General features: G+C 70.5%; 18 protein-coding genes, 3 pseudogenes and 1 riboswitch. Of the genes and pseudogenes, 11 read left to right on the top strand and 10 right to left on the bottom strand.

Annotated elements, in window-relative coordinates:
* The first annotated feature begins 135 nt into the window (after positions 1-135).
* Both ACMCNK_RS08900 and ACMCNK_RS08895 read left to right on the top strand, forming a co-directional pair.
* On the top strand, positions 136-912 hold the full coding sequence (locus ACMCNK_RS08900; RefSeq protein ID WP_412735923.1) for a GntR family transcriptional regulator: 777 nt from the start codon (positions 136-138) through the stop codon (positions 910-912).
* A complete protein-coding gene (locus tag ACMCNK_RS08895) occupies positions 909-1,601 on the top strand; it encodes a phosphonatase-like hydrolase (protein ID WP_412735922.1) in 693 nt (230 codons plus the stop codon). The genes ACMCNK_RS08900 and ACMCNK_RS08895 overlap by 4 nt, the downstream gene beginning before the upstream one ends.
* Positions 1,602-1,970: 369 nt before the next feature.
* Here the strand turns inward: ACMCNK_RS08895 and ACMCNK_RS08890 are convergent, their stop codons facing one another.
* The gene (locus ACMCNK_RS08890) at positions 1,971-2,330 is read right to left on the bottom strand and encodes a hypothetical protein (RefSeq protein ID WP_412735921.1); all 360 of its coding nucleotides are present in this window, start codon (positions 2,328-2,330) and stop codon (positions 1,971-1,973) included.
* A 153-nt stretch (positions 2,331-2,483) separates the two neighbouring features.
* A riboswitch (cobalamin riboswitch) is annotated at positions 2,484-2,660 on the top strand.
* Positions 2,661-2,801: 141 nt separating this feature from the next.
* On the opposite strand from ACMCNK_RS08890, the gene ACMCNK_RS08885 reads away from it, so the two are divergent.
* The 3 genes from ACMCNK_RS08885 (at position 2,802) to ACMCNK_RS08875 (ending at position 4,739) form a co-directional block, all read left to right on the top strand.
* Positions 2,802-3,227 (top strand): (2Fe-2S) ferredoxin domain-containing protein, encoded by a 426-nt coding sequence (locus ACMCNK_RS08885; protein WP_412735920.1) that lies wholly within the window; start codon positions 2,802-2,804, stop codon positions 3,225-3,227.
* Positions 3,228-3,448: 221 nt separating this feature from the next.
* Positions 3,449-3,919 (top strand): fasciclin domain-containing protein, encoded by a 471-nt coding sequence (locus ACMCNK_RS08880; RefSeq protein WP_412735919.1) that lies wholly within the window; start codon positions 3,449-3,451, stop codon positions 3,917-3,919.
* Between the two features lie 136 nt (positions 3,920-4,055).
* A complete protein-coding gene (locus ACMCNK_RS08875) occupies positions 4,056-4,739 on the top strand; it encodes a hypothetical protein (protein WP_412735918.1) in 684 nt (227 codons plus the stop codon).
* A gap of 184 nt (positions 4,740-4,923) precedes the next feature.
* Here the strand turns inward: ACMCNK_RS08875 and ACMCNK_RS08870 are convergent, their stop codons facing one another.
* Positions 4,924-6,549 (bottom strand): methyl-accepting chemotaxis protein, encoded by a 1,626-nt coding sequence (locus ACMCNK_RS08870; RefSeq protein WP_412735917.1) that lies wholly within the window; start codon positions 6,547-6,549, stop codon positions 4,924-4,926.
* 168 nt (positions 6,550-6,717) lie between these two features.
* Here ACMCNK_RS08870 and ACMCNK_RS08865 point away from each other — a divergent pair.
* A pseudogene (locus tag ACMCNK_RS08865) lies at positions 6,718-6,816 on the top strand (dTDP-4-dehydrorhamnose reductase); the annotation flags it as partial.
* A gap of 410 nt (positions 6,817-7,226) precedes the next feature.
* On the opposite strand, the gene ACMCNK_RS08860 reads toward ACMCNK_RS08865, so the two are convergent.
* Entirely contained in the window at positions 7,227-8,543 is a 1,317-nt protein-coding gene (locus ACMCNK_RS08860; protein ID WP_412735916.1) for a WD40 repeat domain-containing protein, read from the bottom strand.
* A 441-nt stretch (positions 8,544-8,984) separates the two neighbouring features.
* Here ACMCNK_RS08860 and ACMCNK_RS08855 point away from each other — a divergent pair.
* The 3 genes and pseudogenes from ACMCNK_RS08855 to ACMCNK_RS08845 all read left to right on the top strand — a co-directional run.
* A pseudogene (locus tag ACMCNK_RS08855) lies at positions 8,985-9,113 on the top strand (transposase family protein); the annotation flags it as partial.
* Positions 9,114-9,143: 30 nt separating this feature from the next.
* Positions 9,144-9,452: a hypothetical protein gene (locus ACMCNK_RS08850; RefSeq protein ID WP_412741087.1), complete on the top strand. Its 309-nt coding sequence runs from the start codon at positions 9,144-9,146 to the stop codon at positions 9,450-9,452.
* A 51-nt stretch (positions 9,453-9,503) separates the two neighbouring features.
* Positions 9,504-10,451 (top strand): transposase, encoded by a 948-nt coding sequence (locus ACMCNK_RS08845; RefSeq protein ID WP_412735915.1) that lies wholly within the window; start codon positions 9,504-9,506, stop codon positions 10,449-10,451.
* Here the strand turns inward: ACMCNK_RS08845 and ACMCNK_RS08840 are convergent, their stop codons facing one another.
* From ACMCNK_RS08840 to ACMCNK_RS08830, 3 genes and pseudogenes are all read right to left on the bottom strand, one after another.
* Positions 10,452-10,967: a hypothetical protein gene (locus ACMCNK_RS08840; protein ID WP_412735914.1), complete on the bottom strand. Its 516-nt coding sequence runs from the start codon at positions 10,965-10,967 to the stop codon at positions 10,452-10,454.
* A gap of 227 nt (positions 10,968-11,194) precedes the next feature.
* Positions 11,195-11,338: pseudogene (locus ACMCNK_RS08835) on the bottom strand (DUF2716 domain-containing protein); the annotation flags it as partial.
* A 34-nt stretch (positions 11,339-11,372) separates the two neighbouring features.
* The gene (locus ACMCNK_RS08830) at positions 11,373-12,554 is read right to left on the bottom strand and encodes a response regulator (RefSeq protein WP_412735913.1); all 1,182 of its coding nucleotides are present in this window, start codon (positions 12,552-12,554) and stop codon (positions 11,373-11,375) included.
* 273 nt (positions 12,555-12,827) lie between these two features.
* On the opposite strand from ACMCNK_RS08830, the gene ACMCNK_RS08825 reads away from it, so the two are divergent.
* A complete protein-coding gene (locus ACMCNK_RS08825; protein ID WP_412735912.1) occupies positions 12,828-14,216 on the top strand; it encodes a methyl-accepting chemotaxis protein in 1,389 nt (462 codons plus the stop codon).
* A gap of 221 nt (positions 14,217-14,437) precedes the next feature.
* Here ACMCNK_RS08825 and ACMCNK_RS08820 read toward each other — a convergent pair whose 3' ends face one another.
* From ACMCNK_RS08820 to ACMCNK_RS08805, 4 genes are all read right to left on the bottom strand, one after another.
* Positions 14,438-15,088, bottom strand: coding sequence for a hypothetical protein (locus ACMCNK_RS08820; RefSeq protein ID WP_412735911.1), 651 nt, complete (start codon positions 15,086-15,088; stop codon positions 14,438-14,440).
* Positions 15,085-15,405 carry a hypothetical protein gene (locus tag ACMCNK_RS08815; protein WP_412735910.1) on the bottom strand — a complete coding sequence of 107 codons (321 nt, stop codon included), beginning with the start codon at positions 15,403-15,405 and terminating at the stop codon, positions 15,085-15,087. The genes ACMCNK_RS08820 and ACMCNK_RS08815 overlap by 4 nt, the downstream gene beginning before the upstream one ends.
* A 17-nt stretch (positions 15,406-15,422) precedes the next feature.
* Positions 15,423-19,337, bottom strand: a complete 3,915-nt coding sequence (locus ACMCNK_RS08810; RefSeq protein ID WP_412735909.1) for a CHAT domain-containing protein — start codon at positions 19,335-19,337, stop codon at positions 15,423-15,425.
* A gap of 273 nt (positions 19,338-19,610) precedes the next feature.
* Positions 19,611-19,889, bottom strand: a complete 279-nt coding sequence (locus tag ACMCNK_RS08805; protein WP_412735908.1) for a hypothetical protein — start codon at positions 19,887-19,889, stop codon at positions 19,611-19,613.
* Between the two features lie 116 nt (positions 19,890-20,005).
* Between ACMCNK_RS08805 and ACMCNK_RS08800 the strand changes: the two genes are divergently transcribed.
* Positions 20,006-21,109 (top strand): hypothetical protein, encoded by a 1,104-nt coding sequence (locus ACMCNK_RS08800; RefSeq protein ID WP_412735907.1) that lies wholly within the window; start codon positions 20,006-20,008, stop codon positions 21,107-21,109.
* The last annotated feature ends 103 nt before the right edge of the window (positions 21,110-21,212 follow it).

The raw sequence follows: 21,212 nt of genomic DNA, 5'->3' as shown, positions 1-21,212 counted from the left end.
TGTTCGATCTGCTCGTTCCGGTGAGTCAACGCGCGGGGCACGATGGACCGCAAGCGTTCACCCATCGTTCTGATACGCCGATTCGCGGACGATCTCGCTCTGCCGGGTACGACAGAACATGTATTGTCTTCTCTCGTGGAAGCGCCGTTGCATGAACGCGTCGCGGCTGACCTGCGCGCCCGGATCCTCTCCGGCGAGCTCGCGGTTGGCGCGCCCGTACCGTCCGAATCCGAGCTGTGTCTGCAGTGGAGCGGCTCCCGCGGACCGGTCCGTCAGGCGCTGGCCTCGCTGCGCGCCGAGGGGCTGATCTCCGGCGGTCGGGGCAAACCGCCGACGGTCCTGCGCCGCGAGCTTGCGCAACCGTTCGACTCCTTCATGTCTTTCTCCCGCTGGGCCCACATGCTCGGCCTGCCGCCGGGCCAGCACACCGTCGAGATTGCGCGGCGGCGCACCACCCGGGACATCGCGGAGCAGCTCGACATCGAGGTCGGCGAGCCGGTCGTGCAGCTCCTGCGCCAGCGCACGCTACGCGGCGAGCCGGTCATGATCGAACGCACCACGTTCGTGCGCGCCTGGGGCTCGCTGCTGTTCGAGCACGATCCGGACAGCGGATCCATCTACGAACATCTGATCAGCAAGGGCCTGCAGATCGGGGTGGCGCGCCACACGATCGACGCGGTGCGGGCCGACGAGCATGACCATGAGCTGCTCGGCGTCGCCGTGGGCGCACCCCTGCTCCGCGAAGTCCGCGTCGCCTATACCAGTGGCGGCGAGGCTTTCGAGTACTCCGACGACCGGTACCGCCCCGACCGGGTGACCTTCACCATCGACAACGCTCCCGCCGGGCGGCCACTGTTCGGCCGCACCTGGCACACCTCCGTACGCCCCCAGCCGGAAAGGGCCGTCCCATGATCGAGCTCGCCGTGTTCGACATCGCCGGGACCACCGTCGACGAAGGTGGCACGGTGTACCGCGTACTGGCCGACACCGTCCGCGCGGCCGGAGGCGATCCCACCCCCGCTCAGATCGAGGTCTGGATGGGCGCGAGCAAGCGCACGGCGATCCAGGCCCTGCTCACCGACTCAGGCACGGGCCCGAGCGACGTGGTGGTGGACCGGGCGTTCGCCGACTTCCGTACGCGGCTGGCCGGCGCGTACCGGGTACGGCCGCCGGTCCCGTTCCCCGGCGTGCCGGAGGTGATCGCACAGCTGCGGGCCGCCGGCGTCAAGGTTGCACTCTCCACCGGCTTCGACCGCGGGACGACCGACTCGCTGCTCGCATCGATCGGCTGGACCGCGCGTATCCTGGACGCGGTCGTCTGCATCGACGACGTGACCGTCGGCCGGCCGGCCCCTTTCATGATCTTCCACGCGATGGAGGTGACCGGCGTCGAAGACGTACGCCGGGTGCTCGTCGCTGGCGACACCGTGCGGGATGTGCAGGCCGGCCGGAACGCGGGAGCCGCCCTCGTCGTCGCCGTACGCACCGGCGAGGTCCCCGCACAAACCCTGGCCGCAGCCGGTCCGACCCACCTCCTGGACGGCGTCGCGGACGTTCCCCGCCTGCTCACCGACCTCGGCCGACCGATCGGTCGCGCCTGACGGCCGCTCAGGCTGCGGCGCGGGTCCGACGCAGGCGTCGGGGAGGCATGCCGGCCGCAGCGTTCGGTGAATCCGGTCCGTGGCGGCGCAGCATGTCAGCGAGGACCCCTCTTCCGCCGGGTCCTCTCGAACCGTCCCACAGCGCCGGCGCACCGGCGACAGCCGCTTCCTGGACGGCAACGCGAGGGCTGGTCGAGCCGATCGTCGGGGTGTTCCGCGGCCGGTTCGCCCGGTCACCGCAGGTGCTGTAGGGCAACGTGTCCTCGGCGCTGGGCGGCGCCGCTGGGATGATCGCCGACGCCGCGCCGCGCCGGGCCATGCCGTGCGCACATGTGGCGACTGCGTGCCGACGCCGGAGCCGGTCCGGCGTCAGCAGTGGCAGGCGATACTCAGCCGCTGACCGTCACTGGTTCGCCCGTGTCGGCCCGCTGGGTGCGCGACCCGGCCAGGAGCCGCTCGGCCATCGGGGCGAAGACCAGGCCGATCGTGGCCCACCGGACCAAACTGGGCGCCGATCGAGTGCAGGCGGAGGTTGAACAGCAGGTCGGCGGGGAAACCGGGGAACACGATCCGGCCGGTGCCGTCGGTGAGCGGCGCCGGGGTTTCGGTGGTTTGGTGGTTGGGCTTGTTGGCGGCCAGGTCCCCGAACGACCGCAGGATCAGCATCACCACCGCGGTGGCCGCGATGAACACCATGTCGTTGCATTCCGGCTCGCCGTGCACCAGCACGTCCAGGCCGACTGTCTCCCGCAGTCGGAATACCACCACAGACCGACCGCACGGCGACCGATCTTGTATCTACCGCTGGGAAGTGATAGCCCAGCAAGGACAACATGTTGTGTCCGTTGGTGGGGGCTGTGCGGCCTGCCCCGGACCCGGTCGATACAGTTCCCCTGCCGCGGTGTTCGGGAAGCCGGTGCGATTCCGGCGTGGTCCTCGCCACTGTGACCAGGAAGTGGGCTCCTTCGCTGTCGCCACTGGACCGTCCGGTCTGGGAAGGCTGAAGAAACCCGCGATGATCTGGGAGCCAGGAGACCGGCCGCGGCGCCGAATGTCTACCCCCACGAGCGATGGGGAAAAGGAGTTCGCCGCCATGCCGCGTTCTGCCCTGCCACGACCCACCGACGGTCCCGGCACCTGCCCGCCCGCGCCGCGCCGGTCTGCCACACCCCGCGGGGTCGTCTCGGGCCCAGTGCGCCGATGACCAGCCCACACACCGTCGATGCGAAGCAGCCGGCGACGCACACCGTGGCCGGGCTGATCGCCTGCCGCGGCTGCTGCTGCGGAAACCCCGCCAAGCATCCCGGCCTCGACCACGACGGCGAACTCCGCGCCCTGCACCAGATCGCCGCGGACAACCCCGACACGGTCCGGCTGAGCACCAGCGACTGCCTCGGCCCCTGCGAATACGCCAACATCATCGTCGTTCGGCCCTCACCCGACGGACGCCGCGCAGGCGGCCGTCCCGTCTGGCTCGCGCGCCTCGACGCGCACGCCCTGCGTACCCTGCAAGCCTGGCTCAACGCGGGCGGACCGGGCCTGGCGGACATCCCCGAGTACCTGGCCCTGCACCGGATCCACCCCTCGCGTACCGGCACCACCAGCGAGGGCAACTCCATGCTCTAGGCAACCGACAAGGCCGCCTCCATGTCATGCGATGCGATCGGCGCTGGAAGGGTACGGTGCATCCCTTCCCGCAGGCGTCACGTGCGGTCACCGGATGGCGACTGGGCGAACCGCCCATCTCCGTACGAGAACGGGGCGATGATGAGGCGGTGAAGCCTGCCCTCCTCGCGGCGCTCCTGGGCGTCTCTCTGTCCAGCTGCACGTACGGGCAGGGTGGAGTCGTGACCGGGCAGCCGCTGCCATCAGGCTCGCAGCCTGCTGACGCCTGCGCCTCACCGAACGTGGCAGCCATGGCAGGCAAGCCGTTGACAGCTGCAGTAGCCGCAAATCCGGGCCTGTCCGGGATGTCGGACGGACTCGACCGGGCCGGGCTGCGCACGCTCGATGGCATGCCCGCGCTGACCCTGTTCGCGACGTCCGACCAGTTTCTCGCGGCTTTCCCGTTCCGGCGTATCCCGCTGTTGTGGGACCACCCGGAGCAACTAGCCACGATGCTCAAGCAGGCTGCCATTGCGGAACGCCTGGAGCCGGGCCAACTGCGCGGCGCGCATACGACCATGGCCGGCACCCAGGCCATCGTTACCACCGACTCCGGCGGCTTCCGCGTCAACGGCGTGAAGGTGGTGTGCCGGCAGCTCGACATCACCAACGCGGCGGTGTACATCGTCGACGAGTTGGTACCCCAGCGTTAGTCACGAGGCCGTCGCCGAGGTGAGCTGGTTATGGCCGTCGACCGCCATCGGTATGATCTTGATCATGGGACTTGAGGCATACCTGCAGTACGAGTGCACCTTTCGGCCAGGAGGAACACCCTCATGGATCACCGAGATGCAGCAACTCGTGCGCATGGGTGGTCTCATGGATCAACACGGCGTTCCCTCGCTGACGTTCAGGGTTCTCGGCCAGCAAGGGGTCGAGGACCGCACGGTCCACCGCGCTCAGACGGAGCAGGCCAGCGTTCAGATGCAGCATCTGTGGCAGTTGTGCCTGGCCTGTCCGGTGAGTAATCGGCAGGCCGCGCCAGGTTGTCACGCGAGGCTGGACTACCCGGTCGATGACTTGGCCTTGACAGTCCTGCGGGAGGCTCTGCTGGAGAACGCCGCGATGTTCACGCCGCCCGCCGACGGATTCGTCCGGACGCTGGTGCGGATGGGCTGGGACGGACGCCGGATGGAGCAGCTCGTCCGCCAGCTGGGAGCAGAACCGAGCCCGGTCGGGTCGGCGCCGGTCCCATTCGACCTCGATGGCAGAACGGTGAACGTCACGCCGTACATGGTTCTGGAACACCTGTGCTTCCGGGACCGACTCGATCCGTCCGAGACGCTCGTCGTCGGTACCTGGTACGGATGGTTCCACACGGCCCTGGGCAACCGGATAGCCGAGAGTCCCGACCCGAATGCTGCTGCCCGGGAGCTCTTCGGCAACTCAGCTTCGCTTGGTGGACTCGCCGCGCTCGGTCAACTAATCCGTCACGCCAACCAGCACGGTCTCGGACTACTCCTCGACGGCTGATCGGATGTGCATGCCGGCTGTCGTCCTGAGCGACAGGTCAACCTGTCGCTCAACACCCGGCTCCCGTTCTCGCCGACGAAATCACTCGCCAACTCCATCGAAAATCGGAATGTGCGCAGAGGCGCCAGAGGGTCACGCCCTTGTCCCAGTCCCGCTAGAGGAACCGTGCTCTGTATGAAGCTGGCTACACCTTGAATCGGCCGACCAGAGTCCGCAGTTCGCTGGCGAGGTCGGACAGTTCGTTCGCGGTCTGGTGGGATTCGCCGACGCCGAGGTAGGTGTCCTGGGCGGCCTTGGCCACTCCCGTGATGGTGTCGGTGATGTTGGCGGCGCCGACGGCGGCTTCGGCGACGTTGCGGCCGATTTCGCTGGTGGTGGCGGTCTGTTCCTCCACCGCCGAGGCGATGGTGTTCGAGTAGGCGTTGATCCGTTCGATGACATGCGTGATCTCACCGATCGCCGCGACCGCGGCGCCGGTGTCCGTCTGGATGACGTTGATCCGGTTGGAGATCTCGTCGGTGGCCTTGGCGGTCTCCTGAGCCAGGTCCTTGACCTCGGAGGCGACCACGGCGAAGCCTTTGCCGGCCTCGCCCGCGCGGGCGGCCTCGATGGTGGCGTTGAGCGCCAGCAGGTTGGTCTGCTCGGCGATCGAGGTGATCACCTTGACGATGTCGCCGATCTCGGCGGATGAGGTGCCGAGCTTGTCCATGGTGGTGTTGGCGGCCTGGGCGACCGCGACGGCGTCGTGGGCGATCCCGGCGGCGTCCGTGGCGCTGCCCGCGATCTCCCGGATCGAGGCGGTCATCTGTTCGACGGCGGCGGCGACGGTGTCGACGTTCGCCGAGACCTGCCCGGCCGCGGCCGACACCGTGTCGGCCTGCTCGCTGGTGTGCTCGGCGGTGCCGGCGATCTGGGTGCTGGCGGTGGCCATCCGCTGGGCGGATCCGGCCAGCGTCTGGCTGCTGCCGCTGATCTGCCCCACGGTGGCGCGCAGGGTGCCGCAGGCGCGGTGCAGTTCGGCGGTCATCTGCCCGACCTCGTCGCGGCTGTCCGCGTCGGCAGTGCGGGTCAGGTCGCCGTCGGCGATGGCGCGGATCACCTCCGACAGGGTGCGTACGCGGCGCGCCAGGCTGCGGGCCACCAGCAGCCCGAACCCGCCGGCGAGCAGCAGGCCCACGGCGAGCGCGGCGATGGTGATCGTACGGGCGGTGAGGTACCGCTGGTTGGCATTGGCGTCGTCGGCGGTGGCCTCGGCGTTCTCCGCGGCGATCAGCGCGTTCAACTGGGTCATGGTTTCCTGCACGGCAGGGACCAGCGCGGTGTCGCGGATCTGTTCCACATCCTGATGCCGCTTGCTGGCGGGGATGAAGTCGGTGTCCCGTGCGGTGCGGTATCGCTGCCAGGCCGCTTCCAGCCGGTCCAGCCCGGCGGGGTCCACGGTGATCTTCCGGTAGGCCAGCACGTCCTGCCGGAACGTCGCGTCGGCGGCCTTGATCTCCTGCTCATAGCGGACCTTGTTCGCCGGCGAGGTGGTCAGGGCGTGATTGAGCACCGTGGCTCGCATGACGCCGATGTCCACGGCGATCTTTTCCAGGGCCTGGCCGGGGATGACACTGCCGGTGTACAGCTCGTGGACGGCGCCGCTCAGACGCGACATCTGCACCGTCGCGAAGCTCCCGACACCGGCGCCCACCACCGCCACGACGATCACCACCAGCATGATCTTGGTGTACAAGCGGCGGTCGCGTATCCAGCGCGTCACCGCACCGGGCCGCTTTCGGGCCGTCGATGTTTCGGCAGTCATTGCCATCGCCTGGACTTTCAACCGGGGGCAGGGGAAACCAGTGGTGTCGTCGATTGCATCGGGTGGCGTGGCCCAGACCTTGACGAGTTGCGACCGACGTCGCACCGCAACGATGGCATTGGGTGCGTTTACTGGGCCCCTACGTGGCCCCGCCAGAACGCTCGGGACCTGTGCGCCGCGAAGGCCGCAGCCGAAACCGCGATCAAGGGCCTCGATCCGACCGCCGTCGCGCGAACCTCGTTGATCGTCGGAGACGGCGACTCTCCCCACGAGGCGCGGTCCAGCGCTCGTTCTGGCGGGCGGCCCGCGTCATCGCGCGGGGCCTGCAGGTGGCGTGGTGGTCGCGAGCTCGGGCCGCGGTGACTGCTCGAGCGCCGGGTGTCTCGGGTGGCCGGCCACCGGCCAGCGACGGGGCGGCGAGCGCGGCCTGCGTAGCCATGACGACGGCGTGCGCGGCCCGTCGCGGCGCCCGGTTCAGCAGGCGGACGTCCTGGCCGGCGATCTCGTACGCGCGTTGTCGTGGCCGGCGCGGTTGCTGCGGCCGCGCGGTCAGGTTCGGTCCTGGTGCCGCATCTACGGCCGGCTTGGCGTGATCCAGGCCGCACCTGCATGATGCCGTGGCTCGACTCCACCGCCAGCAGTACCGGACGCTGCCGGTGAGCGCTGACCGGGGCAGAGTTGCATCATCTGGTCAGGCCCTGCGCCGGGCTGGTGGGCAGTGACCACAGTTTCACGGTTCCGTCCTCGCATCCCGCTGCCAGCAGCCGGCCGTCCGGCGACAATGCGGTCGTCGTAATGCCGGCGGCGACATCGCCGGTGTGGCCGCACAGCGGTTCACCGATCGGGAGGCCGCGTCGCGGATCCCACAGCCTCGCGTTGCCGTCCCCGCTCGTGCTCGCCAGCATCGTGCCGTCCGGCGCCCAGATGAGGTCCCCGACGGTTTCGGCGTGACCGTCCAGCGGCGGGGCTGCTGGTTCCCCGTCGGCCGTCGACCACAGCCGCACACTGCGCAGGTCACCGCCGGTGGCGAGGTGTCGCCCGTCGCTGGAGAACGCGACCGCGAACGTGAAGGAAGCGTGTCCGTACTCGTCGAGGATCTCGGCCGTCCAGGTGTGCCCGAGGTAGCGCCCAGTGATATCCCACAGCGTGACGTCGCCACCGCCTGCGGTGACCATGCTGCGCCCGTCCGGCGCGAACGCCACCCGGGTCATCGCATCAGCGCAGGGAATGTCCCAGATCGGCCGTCCCGTCGCGGCTTCCCAGACCCGTCCGGCGCAGTCGGGGCTGACCGCGGCCAGCAGGCGCCCGTCGGGCGAGAACGCGAGATCGTCGACAGCGTCCCGCGCGGCGCCGCCGCCGAACAACAGGTGTGCGGTGACGGCTTCTCCTGTCGCCACGTGGTAGATCTGAACGTCCTCCCGGTTGCGCACCGCGGCGAGCAGCCGCCCGTCGCCGGAGAGGATGGCGCGTTCACATTCCTCGCCGGGGGTGATCGGCGGGCCGGCCGGCTCGCCCGTGGCGCTGTGCCACACCCGTACCCCGCCGGCGCGGCCGTAGACCGCGACCAGCCTCCCGCCGGGAGTGAATGCCGCGTCGGCGTTCTCCTCGGGGCGGGTCACCAGGGGCTGGCCGGCGCCAGTGGAGGGATCCCACCGCAGGACCGTGCCATCGTCCGCCACCGATGTAAGGCCTCCCGTGGCAGCATCGAACGCGACTGCCTTCACCTCGCCGGCGTGTCCGGCCAGGACGGTTACCGGCAACAGCGTGCGCCGTTGCTGCACCTGCCGGACACCGGCCGGCGCGAGACGGCATCGTTGCATGCTGTCCTGGGTGACCAGCGCGCGCGCCAGGCACTCGCGGACGACCGCCTGGCATCGTTCCCATGGGATGCCCGTTGCCGTGCAGAAATGCTCCGGATCGATGCCTGAGTACCTGACGCTGGCGCCGCTCTTGGCATAGAGCCAGTCGAGGAACGCGTCCGCGTCGCTGTGCGGTGCCAAGCTGGAACCTCCACCGGTTCTCCCGAATCGAGCAACGACAGCATGCCACCGCCGCACCGCAGGAGGATCCGCCCGGACCGGGGCAGGCGCTGACGCCGGCCGGGTCGCCCGCCTGACCGAGTGTCCAGGAGGCGAGGGCAAGCAGCGGCGTGATGGGTGTTGACGGCGGCCGCGGACTGGGCCCGAGGTGCGCTCCTGCCGGCCTCTGATCGCCCTTGGTCCGCAGCGACTCCATCGTAATGCGGCCGTAGAAGAGCATGACCAGCCTCAGTGATATCCGGGGCCGGAACTCGGCTCTGTCCCGTGAAGAGTGATCGATGTCCGTCATGATCGGTCGTTGGATGACGGTGTGACGACATCGGCAGGCTGCTGCCGCATCTTGGCGGCGTAGAAGTCAACGAGATCATCGAAGCCACCGATGGCGTCGTTCTTCATGCCGCGGTGCGCAGCGCCGAGCAAAGCTGCCCAGCATGTTCGGTCGTGTCGGGGCGGGTGCATTCGCGGTATCAGCGTCGGCTGGCTGATCTGCCGGTCGCAGGCCGGCTCGTGGAACTTTGCCTGACGGTGCGCCGGTTCTTCTGCGTCAACGCCGTCTGTGGGATGCGGACATTCGCCGAACAGGTCACCGGTCTGACGCGTCGCCGGGCCCGTCGCAGCGAGCCGTTGCGGACGATGCTGACCTCGATCGGGCTCGCGCTGGCCGGTCGTGCCGCCGCCCGGCTCGCCGCCAAAGTCGGGATCCGGACCAGCCGCAACAGCCTGCTACGGCTGGTCCGAGCAGTCCCAGACCCCGCGGTGGGCTCGGTACGGGTACTCGGCGCCGACGACTTCGCGATCAAACGAGAGCACCACTACGGCACAGTTCTGATCGACTGCGAGAACCACCGCGTCGTCGATCTGGTCCCTTGACGCGATGCCTCACCACTGGCCGAATGGCTGCTGCAGCACGAGTCCCCGGCGATGATCTGCCGGGACCGAGCAAGCTCCTATGCCGAAGGCGCACGCACCGGAGCACCCGACGCGGTCCAGGTCGCCGACCGCTTCCACCTCTGGCAGAACCTCGCCACCGCGATCGAACGCCTGGTCGCCAAGCACAAAGGCTGCCTGGTCGAACAGCCCACCGCGCCGGCCGCCGACGCCACGGGAGTCGTCGTTGAGCCGCAGGGCGCGATGGCGCAACGCCGCCAGGCCCGCCATGCCTTGATCCACGAGATGCTCGCGCAGGGCGCCAGCTTCCGGCAGATCGCCCGGCACTTGGGCTGGAACCACCAAACCGTCTCCCGATACGCCTACGCCGCAACGTGGCAGGAAATGATGATCGTGCCCAAGAAGCGAGCGAGTTTGCTCGACCGGTTCAAGGCCTACCTGGTCGATCGGATCGAGAGCGGATGCCTCAACGCCTCGGTGCTGCACCGCGAAGTCGTCGCCCAAGGCTTCACCGGTGGCTACGGCATCGTCCGGGACTTCGTCGAGCAGCACCGGACACGGCCAGACCTCCGAGCAGTCCCGAAGCCGTTGTCGACACGGCAGGTCACCGTCTGGATCTGCCGACACCCCGACAACCTCACCGACCGAGACACCACCCGCCTGACCGCGATCCTCGACATCTGCCCCGAACTACGAACCGCCGCCGAGCTGGTGCGTTCCTTCGCCGCGATCATGACCCAGCGGCACGGCCACCGCCTCGGCGAATGGCTCACCGCTGCCGAGCAGGCCAACTTGGCTGGCATCAGCCGTTTCGTCAACGGCGTGACCTCCGACCTCGACGCCGTGACCGCAGGGCTGAGCCTGCCCTTCAGCTCCGGACCGGTCGAAGGCAATGTCAACCGGATCAAGATGCTCAAACGACAGATGTACGGCCGCGCCGGCTTCGACCTCCTCCGGAAGCGGGTCTTGCTCGCCGGATGATCAAGATCCGGACGGCCGACGGGCCAACGTTTGGAGGTAGGTGTTCTGTCGAAGCGCGGGCTGCTCCCAGAACATCAGTCGCAACGCGTCGGCCAGGCAGATATCCACGAGCTGTTCAAACTCCTCTGCAAGGCATGATCCTTCGACCCAAGCCTCGGCGAGTGGGCCTCGGATACGCACGCTCACCAGCTCGTCGTGCCGCGCGAACCACCATTGGTCACCACGGTCGGACAGTCCGATCTCAGCGCTGCCGTCGCGGAGCAACATGGCCTTTGCGGCCTGCAACATCAGGACGAAATCGAGGATGCTCACGGGAACGCCGTCCATGCTTTGGCTGAGGTCAACACCACCCACCCGGAAAGTCACTCTGACCTGGAAGTAGTACCAGATGAACACCGACTGCGGCAGGTCTTGGAACGGGGTCGGTTCCTTGAGACGGGTCATGGGATCCCAGTCGCCGCGCCAAGAGGGGTCCTGTCGGTCAGGGGTGAAAGTGACGAACGTATCCGGCAGCATGAGCAGGCATTTCCTAGTCTGCAATCCTCTGCTGGCGAACGATAGAGGATTGGTCGGCCCGCCGCTGGCGCATCCCGAGATTGCCTACCGCGTACAGCCCACGTCGTCGCCACGCAGCCAGTGACCATGAAATGCCTCGATCACTCTTGATGGGACAGAGCCCGGAACTCACGAACAAAGCCACGCCTCGAAATGACATGCGCTCCGGCTCGCGTGGCAGGCGCGGATCAGTTCCTGCGCTTCACCGCCAGCCACAGGGCGAACTCCGGGACGAGAACCTCGGTCAGGTCGCTGCCGAACACACAGATCGTCTGCTCTCGGGGATGACCGAAGAGTCCCCTGCTCAAGGTCCTGGGTGATGACGCGTGGTAGTCGCCGGGCTTGCGGTTCGCGGTGTCGAGGTGGCTAGCTGCGGAGGATGAGGATGCGTCCTTGCAGGCCGGTGGAGTCGTTGAAGTTGCGGACTCGGTGCAGGAGCCGGTCGGTGACGGTCTGGCCGCGGGAGATCAGCAGCAGGCCCATGGCGGAGTGCACGTCGTCGGCCAGTTCGTCGCCGACGTGCAGTTCGTCGGCGGTGACCTCGCGTACGTCCTGGTTCGGCAGGCCGATCCCGGCGAACTCGGCGAGCGCGGTGATCACCGCCGGGTCGTGGGTCTTGCGCGTCTCGAGGGTGGCCAGGGCCAGGTCGACGGGGGTTCCACGGTGGATCAGCGCGTCGTACTCACGGATCGCCTGCAACACCAGCGCACCGCGGGGCGCATCGGCCGACGGCGCGTGCATCGGGTCGCGGTCGGTGCGCAGCTGGTAGCGGATGATGCTGCGCACCGGCACCAGGCCGGGGACGTGGGCCAGCACCGCGGCGGCCCGGTCGAACAGATCGGCGAGCACCCGGGCCTCGGCATCATCGCGAGGGATGCCGGTGATGACCGCCTCGGCCGTCGATGCCGGCACGGTGACCGCGCCGACCATGGTCAGTTCAGCGGCAAGCTCGACCTGCCACGCCTCGGGCAGGCCAAGGGTGGCGCACACGTGCTCGGCGGTGCGGCGCATCCGGTGCGCCCGTTCGACCAGGGCGGGCTGGGCCTGGGCGAGTGTGGCCAGCAGCGCCTCCACGCTGCCCTCGAGGCTGTTCCGGGCTTGGTGCTGGTCCGCGCGGGTCAGCTGGTGTTGTGCGACGGCCGCGGCGACCGCGGTCCGCAGCTCGATCGGGGGGCAGGGCTTGAGCAGCAGTTGGTACACGTGTCCTTGGTTGATCGCGGCCATGGTGTCGGCCACGTCGATCTCGTCGGCCAGCAGCAACCGGGTGGTCTGCGGCGAGACCGCCTGCGCCCGCTGCAGGACGTTGACGCCGCCGACGGTGGGCATCTGCAGGTCCGCGATGACCACCCCGAACGGGTCGGCGGCGGCGTCGGCGAGCCGGCCCAGCGCTTCGCCGGGGTCGCTGGTCGTCACCACCTGATAGCCGGCATGCAAGGTACGCTCCAGTTCGTCGAGAACGCGCGGGTCGTCGTCGAGGCAAAGGACACGGGGCTGAGCGGTCATCGTGGCTGGCTTCGCTCGGGTGCCGTCCGTGGCGGTCTCGTCCACCGTCGTCATGCTGACGCGGCTTCGGGGGCCCATTCAGCTGGGGGCTGACTGGCACTGACAGGCCATTGGTCCCGTTCCCCACCCGCCCAAGGGCCTGATCTGAGACCAGGCCGGGACCGGTGAGCAAGCCCAAAGGGCAGCAAACTAAACCGAGCCGTGATCGTGGCCGAATGGTCCGGTATGCGTACCTTGAAGCGGCAGTCGGCGTATCGGCCCAGTGGAATCTCGAGCACCACGACGACGTGGGCGTCGTTCGCGGTCGCGGCGGCGGCCATGGTGGCCGCCGCGGTGTTGATCCTCGCCGGCGCGCCGGCACCGCTGCCGGTCGGCATGCTGGCGGCGGGGGCGATCGGCGCACTCGCCCTGGTGCGGCGGGCCGCTCAGGCAGTGCGAGCGCGTGAGGTGCAGGCCATAGCGGTCGAGGCCGCGCTGCGCAGCGGCAAGCTCGACGTGCCGCTCTCCGACGGGCTTGACACGCTCGGGACGCGCCTGCAGGGGCTGGGGCCCGCGATCGACCTGTTGGCGGTCGGCGGGGGTGAGATGGCGGTCAGCGGCGAGATCATCGAGACCGGTGTCCGCGACACCAGTCACGAGGTCAGCGCCATCGTGGAGGCCGCGGGGGACGTATCCCAACGAGTCCAAGGCATCGCAGCCGCAGGAGAACAGATGCACGCCGCGATCCAGGAGATCTCCCAAAACGTGCACAGTGCCTCGACGGTGGCCCGTACCGGCGTCGAAACCCTGGCACAGACGACCGTCACCATGGAGGCGCTGGAGAAGTCGTCAGCGACCATCGGTGGGATCATCAAGACGATCACCGTAATCGCTGAGCAGACGAATCTGCTCGCATTGAACGCCACCATCGAGGCCGCGCGGGCCGGCGACGCCGGCAAGGGTTTCGCCGTGGTGGCCGGCGAGGTCAAGGATCTGGCGACGGAGACGGCCCGGGCGACGCAGGAGATCGCCGCGACGGTGGATCAGATCCAGGGCGATTCGGCGTCGACGATCCGCGCGATCGGTGAAATCGGTCAGATCATCGAAAGCATTTCCGGGTACCAGTCCTCGATCGCGTCGGCGATCGAGGAGCAGTCCGTCACGACCAGTGAGATGACCTCCACCATCAATGAGGTGTCGCAGCGGGCCGAGGCGATCGCACAGGCGATCGCGGTAGTCGGTGAGAGCACCCGCAGCACGGCCACCGCCGCGGAACGCAACAGCCTGGCCGTCACCGAGATCACCCGGATCGCGGGGGAGCTGAGGCAGTCGATCGGGCACCTCGCGCTGCCGAATGCCCAGCACGTCGAAGCCAGTTACCACATCTCCTGGGACAAGGCCGCGAACCTGCTGAACCTCGACCTGCGCGGTGACTGGCCCTCGGAACTCGGGCAGGCATACAGCCGCGAGTTCCACGAGAAGATCCAGGAAGGCGAGCCGGGCTGGACCGTCATCTGCGACATGCGGGTGCTGGGCGTCTCCACGCCGGAGCAGCAGGCGGTGCACGAGGGTTGCATGGCGGCCGCTGCCGGCGGCGGCATGCGCCATGCCGCGCTCATCGTCGCTAGCCCTCTGGTGGCGATGCAGATGCAGCGCTCGTCCGACGCGACCGGTGCACCGATCAGCTACGTCTCCACCGTCGAGCAGGCGCAGACTGCCGTGGCGTAACCCGAAAGCTTGACCCCTGCCGCAATGGTGGGCGCGGGCATGGATGTCTCGTCCAGCGTCTCGTTCTGACGTGGTCTCCGGGGCATCTGACGTTGTCGTCCACCGGTTCGGCGCGTCCCGGCCATACGCGGATCGAAAGTCAAATCCGATCCAGGGGACCTCATGGTCGGCGACGATTGGCAGATGCCGAGTCGACCGGGCGAAGGATCCCGAGTCCGCCGTCAGCCGGACGGTGGAGTGCAGGTGGGCGCCGCGGCCAAGCCGTCGATCCGGGCGAGGTCGATGGTCTGCGGGCCGAGCGGGGTCTTGAGCACGAGTCGGCCCGCCGACACCGCGACGACCTCGCCGCACGAGCGGGCGCCGCCCGGGAGGCGGACCTCGACGCGCGGTTTGTCCTTCGCCGGGCCGTACCAGGTCACTCCGACCGCGGCGGCGAGCAGCGCCATGCAGGCGAAGGACAGTACGACACCGTGGCGCAGCGCACGTTCGGACGCGCTCGCCTCGGCCCAGCGGGTGAGCTCCGCCGGGTTGGCGGCGGCCGTCCGCTCCGATGCGAGCAGGGCGGCCGCGTACGGGCGGCCGTGCGCGGCCCGCATGACCAGCAGAGCCGCCGCGCTGCCGGTGACCAGGGCGGCCAGCAGAAGGGCACCCACCCCGGCGGCATACGGCGCGACCAGCTGGGTCACGTCGGAGCGGCCCCGCACCAGACCGAAGCCGACCAGCCCGGCCAGCAGCGCGCCGAGACCGTTGCGCCAGGCCAGCGCGCCGGCCCGGATCCGGGGCAGTTCGTCGGCGAGCAGGTCGCGGGTGGCCTTGGCGGCTCCCCGGTCGCCCGGCGCGGCCGGCGGGCCCGCGGAGACCCGGACGGTCACGACGCCAGCCCGGTCAGCTCGACCGTCCAGTAGGCGCCGCAGCCCTCGTCGTCGTCCGGCCGGCCCGGGTGCCCGGCGCGGCAGGTGCACATCACAGGCGTCGGCCGCGGCCCGGAGCCGCCCGGAAAGACCAGGAAGACGCCGGTGGGCACCAGGTAGTCCATGCGGTCGCCGCAGCGCGGGCAGGCCCCGGTGAGCAGCACGCCTCGGCGCGTCTCGGTGGGCTCGCAGGCCGCCGAGAACGCCGCGGCGTAGGTGTCCGCGGTGACCTCCGCGAAGGGCAGTGGCGCGGGGGGTGCCTGGGTCATCTCGCTCACGAGCCTCCTCGGTCGGGTCAGGGTCCGATGTGGGTGAACGGTGTCCACCGGTGTGGCCAGTCGGGCCGGCGGTCCCGAATCCGGCGCACCACCTCGTGCAGGACGGCGGGCGCTCGGCCGGGTTCCATCCGCCCGTGCGCCGCGATCCTCTCGTACAGCGTGCCGAAGACCTCCGCCGAGGTCTCCTTGTCGATCGACCAGAGGGCGGCGATGACGTGCCGGAAGCCGGTGTGGTGCAGCGCCGCCGCCAGGGTGACCACCTCGTCGAGGAGATGGATCCCGCCGACCGCGGTCTTGCAGGCGGACAGGCCAGCGAAGTCGCCGCGGAACCGGCCCGTGCTCAGGTCGGCGACGGTCAGCACGCCGTCGCGCAGCCGCAGGCCGCCGCGCGACGGGGCGCGGAGGTCCTGGTCGCCGTGGCAGCTGAAGTGCGCCCAGCGGTGGTGCGGCAGGGCGGCCCGCACCGCCGCGACGTCGTCGAGCACCGTGCGGGCCTCCGCCGGAAAGCCCCGCAGCAGCGCGGCCCGCACCGCCGAGTTGTCGATGGGCGGCAGCCCTTCCGGATCCGCCACGTCGACCAGCAGCAACCGGTCGGCCTCCGGACCCGCGGCGGCCGCGGGCCGGCGGGCCTCCAGCAGCGCCCGCAGGGTGGGCGTGTACGACGACACCACCCGGTCCAGCACCGTCCGGTCGCCCTCGCCGTGCCGGCCCGCGGTGTGCAGCGGCAGCACGGTGAGCGGCCCGGTCGGGCACCACCACACCCGCGGCCACGTCGCCGCGTCCCCCTCGGGCGTGCCGCCGTGGCCGAGCGCGTCGAGCACCGGCTCGGCGATCGTGCCCCACAGCCACGCCTGCAGGTCGGCGAGCAGACGGTCGACGCGCTCGTGCGCCTCCTCCACCGCCCGGGCGGCGTCGAGCCGCCGCCGGGCCACCGTGCGCGGGGACTCGCCCGACACGGGCCGCTGCGCCTCGATGCGCCGCAGATCGGCGGCCTCCGCCTCGGACAGGAGGGTGAGGTAACCCTCGGCCCGGGCGATGGCCTCCTCGAGCGTCAGGGCGGGCAACGGGCACGCCTGCACCCCGTCGCGGCGCACCAGCAGCGCGTCGCACCGCCACCGGCTTACGTTGACGATCACCACGGGTCCGCTCTCGGCGGCGGCCAGCAGGCTGCCGGTGGGGGGCGGCCGCAGGAAGCCGCCGAACCCGTCCAGCTCGCGGACTCGCGCGACCAGTTCCTCCCACTCGTGGGCCGCCGCGATCCGCCGGTCGGTGTCCGGGCCGGGCGGGGGCGCCAGCGGCACCATGGCCGCCGGCTCGTTGGTGAGTTCGGCGCCCACCGCCGCCAGCCGGTCGGCGAGAGCCGGTCGCACGCGGCGCAGCGCGCCGAGGTCGGTGCCCAAGTCCAGCAGCTGGGCCCAGGACACGGCGCGGCCCTGTTCGAGCAGGGCGACGGCGTGCTCCACCCGGCCCGCCGCGGTCGCGCAGGCTGCCGCGTCTGCCGCCGTGCCGCCCCACCAGGCGAGCCGTTCCTGCCGACCGTCCCGGTCGAGGCCGCGCCAGGCCATCAGGGGCAGCACCGCGACCGCCTGGGCGTAGCCGTCCGCCGCCTCGCTCCACCTGCCGAGACGGGCCGCCAGGTCACCGCGCCGGCGGCCGTAGGCCACCCGTTCTGCCGGGGGCGCCGTTTCGATCGCGGCGGCTCGGCGTAGGTCGTTGAGCGCGGCGTCGGCGGCCGTCTCGTTGCCCGACTGGTCGAACCGCGCCTGCGACACCCAGGCCAAGTTGGACAGGAACTGCGCCTGGTCGGGGCGACCCGCGCTCGCCTCAACAGCGTCCCGGCAGAGGACGGCGGCGGCCTCCAGATCGGCCGGATCTCCGCCGCTGTCGTAGCGCGCGTGCCGCGCGTACCCGAGATTGCCGAGATAGCTCGCCCGGTGCCGGTGTCCCGCGGGGGTGTGGTCGATCGCCCACTGGAAGTGGGTGATCGCCGCGTCGAGGTCGGCGGGGTCCCCGCCGTGCCGGAAGCGGACCATGAGTGAGCCGCCGAGGTTGGACCGGGCCGCGTGCGGTTCGTCCGTGCCGATGTCGAGGGTCTCCAGGTTGGCGGCGATCGCCCGGTCGAGGTCGCGCGGGTCGCCGGCGCGCTCGAACCGGGCCTGCAGGGCGTTGTTCAGCGTGGACAGCCAGGGCCCCCGGTCGGCGTGGCCTGCGGGGGTGGCGTCGACGGCGGCCTGCGCCTGGTCGACCGCGTCGTCGAGGTCGGCCGGGTCGCCGAGCCGCCGGTACCGGAGCCGCAACGCGATGCTGAAGTGGGCCAGCATCTGCGGCCGGTCCGGGTGCTCCGCGACGACGGCGCCGGCCGCCGTCCGCGCGTGGGCGACCGCGGCGATCAGGTCGTCGAGCCGGCCGGTACGGGTGAACCGGTCGATCAGCGCGTCACTGAGGTTGCCGTGCAGGCCCGCGTCCGATGTCCCGGCGTCGGCCACCGCCCGCCACGAGACGATCGCGGCGTCGAGGTCGGCCGTCTCACCCAGGCGCTGGTGCCGGAGGCGATGCACCACGCCCAGGTGCGCCAACCGTTCCGCCCGCTCGGGGTCGTCTGGGCCGGTCACTTCGAGCAGCCACCGCGCGTCGGCGACGACGGTCGTGAGGTCGGCGTCGTCGCCGAGCGTGGCCGCCCGCTCGATCAGGACGGTGGTCAGGTTGGCCAGGCGACCCTCCCCGGGCAACGCCTCGGCGGCGGTGCGGCAGCAGGCGATTGCCTCGTCGAGGTCACTGGTCTCCCGGCCGGCGAGGTAACGCCGCCACAGCGCGCCACCAAGCCGCTCCAGCAGCGCACCCCGGTCGGAATGATCGGCCGGCAGCGCCGCGAGCGCCTCGCGAGCGGCTCCGATCATCTCCGAGTCGGCGGCCTCGTCAACCTGGAGGGCGAGCGCGGCCACCAGATTGGTTAGGCAGGCCGGCCGTTCGGCGCCGGCGCCCGCCTCGACCGCCGCCCGGGCGGCGGTCACCGAGGCCTCCGCGTCCCCCGCATTCCCGTCTCGCTGGTGGCGGGCGCGCAATGCCACGCTCAGGTTCGTCATGATCCGCGCCTGATCGGCGGCGTCCTGCTCCATGTCGGCGGCGTCGCCCCAGGCCGCGATGGCCGCGTCCAGATCGACCGGATCCTGGCCGCGCACGAAGCGCTCGTGCAGCGCCTCGCCGAGCGCGGCCAGGCACCACGCCCGCGCCCGGACCGCATCGTCCTGCAGTGCGCACTCGTCGATCGCAGCACGGAGCCGGGTGATCGCCGCACCGAGGTCGTCGCCCCGGTCGCGCAGGCGCAGCGTTCGGCCGAGATTGAGCAGATACGCCGACCGGTACGGATGCCCGGCCGGCGCGGCGGCGAGCGCCTCCTCCAGGCGGCGGACGGCCTCGTCGAGATCCCCGTCCAGTTTCGTGTCGGCGAACCGGGCCTGCAGGGCCTGCCCGAGGTTGGCCAGCCACATGTGTCGTTCGGGATGGCTGGTCCCATCGATCTCCATAGCCCGCCGCAGCAGGCCAATTGCATTCGCGAGGTCGCCGCGCACAAGCAGCTGGGCGCCCCGCTCGCCCAACTCCCCGGCCTCGTCCTGGCCGGCCGCCAGCCGCTCGCGCAACTCCTCGGGCACCAGCGCGGGATCCAGCCGGAAGACCGTGGCGAACAGCCCCTGCGCTACCTCGTAGTCGTCGCGGCCCGCCCCGGTCGGCAGCGAGAGATAGCGGCACCAGTGCAGCCAGGCCACCGCCCGCACCACCTGCGGTGAGATCGGGTGGTGCCGGCTGGCGGCCCGGGCGGTCGCCAGCAGCTGGCCGGCCTCGGTGAGCGCCCTCTTCGACAGCACCGGACCGGGGTCGCCCCGCTTGAGGTACGCCGCCGACCGGCGCCGCACCGACGTGAGTAACTTCTGCACGGCCCTCCCGCCGGTGTCGGATGCGGCGCCGAAGTTACCGCCCGGCCAGCGGTCGTGCCATGTCGGATTTTGAACAGGGTGACATCTCAGTGGCCGCGGAACGCCTCCTCCAGCCACCATGGCGGCCCAGGTCGGTCTCGGGGAAGGTCACCGTGGGCAGCGGGTGGCCGCCCGAACCAAAATGGTCCACCTGCTCAGCGGCATGCACCCGGAACTCGCCCTGCTGCGCCGCGACACCGAGCAGGCCCGCACCGCCCTCGCCCACCTGCAGCATCAGGTCGGGGCCGCCGAACAGCAGGCCACGGATGTCCGCCAGGACGCCCAGGCCCTACGCGGCGAACTCGACGCCACCCGCACCGACACAGCCGGCGCCAGGCCGGCGAACTCGCCCGCCACCTCGCCGCCGCCGAGGCACGCACGCGCGAGGCCGAACGCCGCTACGACGACCTGGTCGCCGCGCTCGCCGGCGGCGGCTTCACCACCGCCGGGTCCGGGCCCGGCGCCGGCGGCCGATGATGCCCGGCCGTCGTCCGGCACCGCCGGCACAGGCACCGCCGTATCACGGGGGATAGACCTCGGCCCGGACGGCCGGGCCTTCTACGCAGGCAGGCCGGGGGAACAGGCGATCCGGTTGGGGTGCGAGCCAGGCTGCCGAGGCGCGGCCGTTCGTGGCCGGCGTGGTGTCGGCCGTGCCGGTGTGGCGCCGCCAGCGGCTGATCGGTGGCGGCCCCACGTCACACTCGAATCCCGCCTGCGAAAGGTTGTATGTGCCCGACTCCTTCGACGACCGTCTTGCCCGGCTTGGGCCGGTCGCCGCCCAACTGGCCGCCGTCTATGTACTGGGTTGCCTGACGCTGCCCGTAGCGGCCGCCCTGTTCGTGGTCTTGATCTTTGGCGGTGGCTTCGGGCTCCTTGTGGTTCCGGTGGCAGCTGTCGGCCTGATCTTCCTCGCCGGGACGGTCACCAGTGACGCCTCGCCGGCGACCAGCACTGCGGCCCGGCGGTTCTGGTGGGCTGTGGCCGTCACCACCGGCGGGATGGTCGGCGTTGGCGGCGTCGCGTGGCTCACCACTGTCTTCGACATGAAGTACGGCGAGATGGCACCCTGGACACTGGCCGCCGGTCTGCCGTATGTCGCTGTTGCCGCGCTCTTCATCGGACGCCGGATCCGGGTGACGGTGCTCGCCGTCGTCCTCATCCTGGGTGTGGGCGCCGGGATGGCGGTGCACGGGCAGTTCCGGCGTCAGCACACCGAGGACCGGCGAGCCGACCTGATGTCGCTGTTGCGGGCGCCGCTCGACCAGATTTACACGACTGAGATTCCCGGGTACCGCCCAACGGCGACGCCTGTCACCGCGACCACCGAATACGAGCCGTCGGACCAGGCGACCGTGAAGTACTGGCGCGAACAGAGCATCGTGCTGACCGTTTCGCACACCGCTGTGCAAGGCCCCGACTGCGGTCCTGATGTGCTGTGTGTCCCGCAACCGCCGCCGGTCCTGCGAGCGACGGACGCGCCGGCCGACGGCCCGGAACCGGTCCAGCCGACAGCTCCTCCTCCACGGCCGGAAGAGATCACCTGCCGGCCGGACGGCAGCTCACTGCTGTACCGGCGCGGACGCGGCGCCCACGAATACATCCGCACGGACGGCAACACCGTGCTGCGAGCCGGAGCCGGCATCGTGGTCGACAAGGCGCTGCTCAAAACCGCCGTGCTCGCGGCCCGCCCAGTCGGCGAAGACGAGCTGGAGACCGAATTGCTTGGACGCTGACCCCCGCGCAACCAGACATCAAGCCCCAGCTCTCCAGCCCGGCTCTGGCCTGCAGCCCTCCGACTAGCGCTAACGCAAGCTGTCACAAGATCGCCAGCCGGGG

The organism is Krasilnikovia sp. MM14-A1259, assembly GCF_047159535.1.
Taxonomy (GTDB): Bacteria; Actinomycetota; Actinomycetes; order Mycobacteriales; family Micromonosporaceae; genus Actinoplanes.
This window is presented reverse-complemented; position numbering and strand designations above follow the sequence as displayed.

Excerpts from the sequence above, each read along its gene's own strand:
- ACMCNK_RS08845 (WP_412735915.1), top strand. The coding sequence starts at position 9,504 with ATGATCTGCCGGGACCGAGCAAGCTCCTATGCCGAAGGCGCACGCACC.
- ACMCNK_RS08870 (WP_412735917.1), bottom strand. The coding sequence starts at position 6,549 with ATGGCAATGACTGCCGAAACATCGACGGCCCGAAAGCGGCCCGGTGCG.
- ACMCNK_RS08895 (WP_412735922.1), top strand. The coding sequence starts at position 909 with ATGATCGAGCTCGCCGTGTTCGACATCGCCGGGACCACCGTCGACGAA.
- ACMCNK_RS08875 (WP_412735918.1), top strand. The coding sequence starts at position 4,056 with ATGCAGCAACTCGTGCGCATGGGTGGTCTCATGGATCAACACGGCGTT.
- ACMCNK_RS08885 (WP_412735920.1), top strand. The coding sequence starts at position 2,802 with ATGACCAGCCCACACACCGTCGATGCGAAGCAGCCGGCGACGCACACC.
- ACMCNK_RS08825 (WP_412735912.1), top strand. The coding sequence starts at position 12,828 with ATGGTGGCCGCCGCGGTGTTGATCCTCGCCGGCGCGCCGGCACCGCTG.
- ACMCNK_RS08850 (WP_412741087.1), top strand. The coding sequence starts at position 9,144 with ATGCGGACATTCGCCGAACAGGTCACCGGTCTGACGCGTCGCCGGGCC.
- ACMCNK_RS08840 (WP_412735914.1), bottom strand. The coding sequence starts at position 10,967 with ATGCTGCCGGATACGTTCGTCACTTTCACCCCTGACCGACAGGACCCC.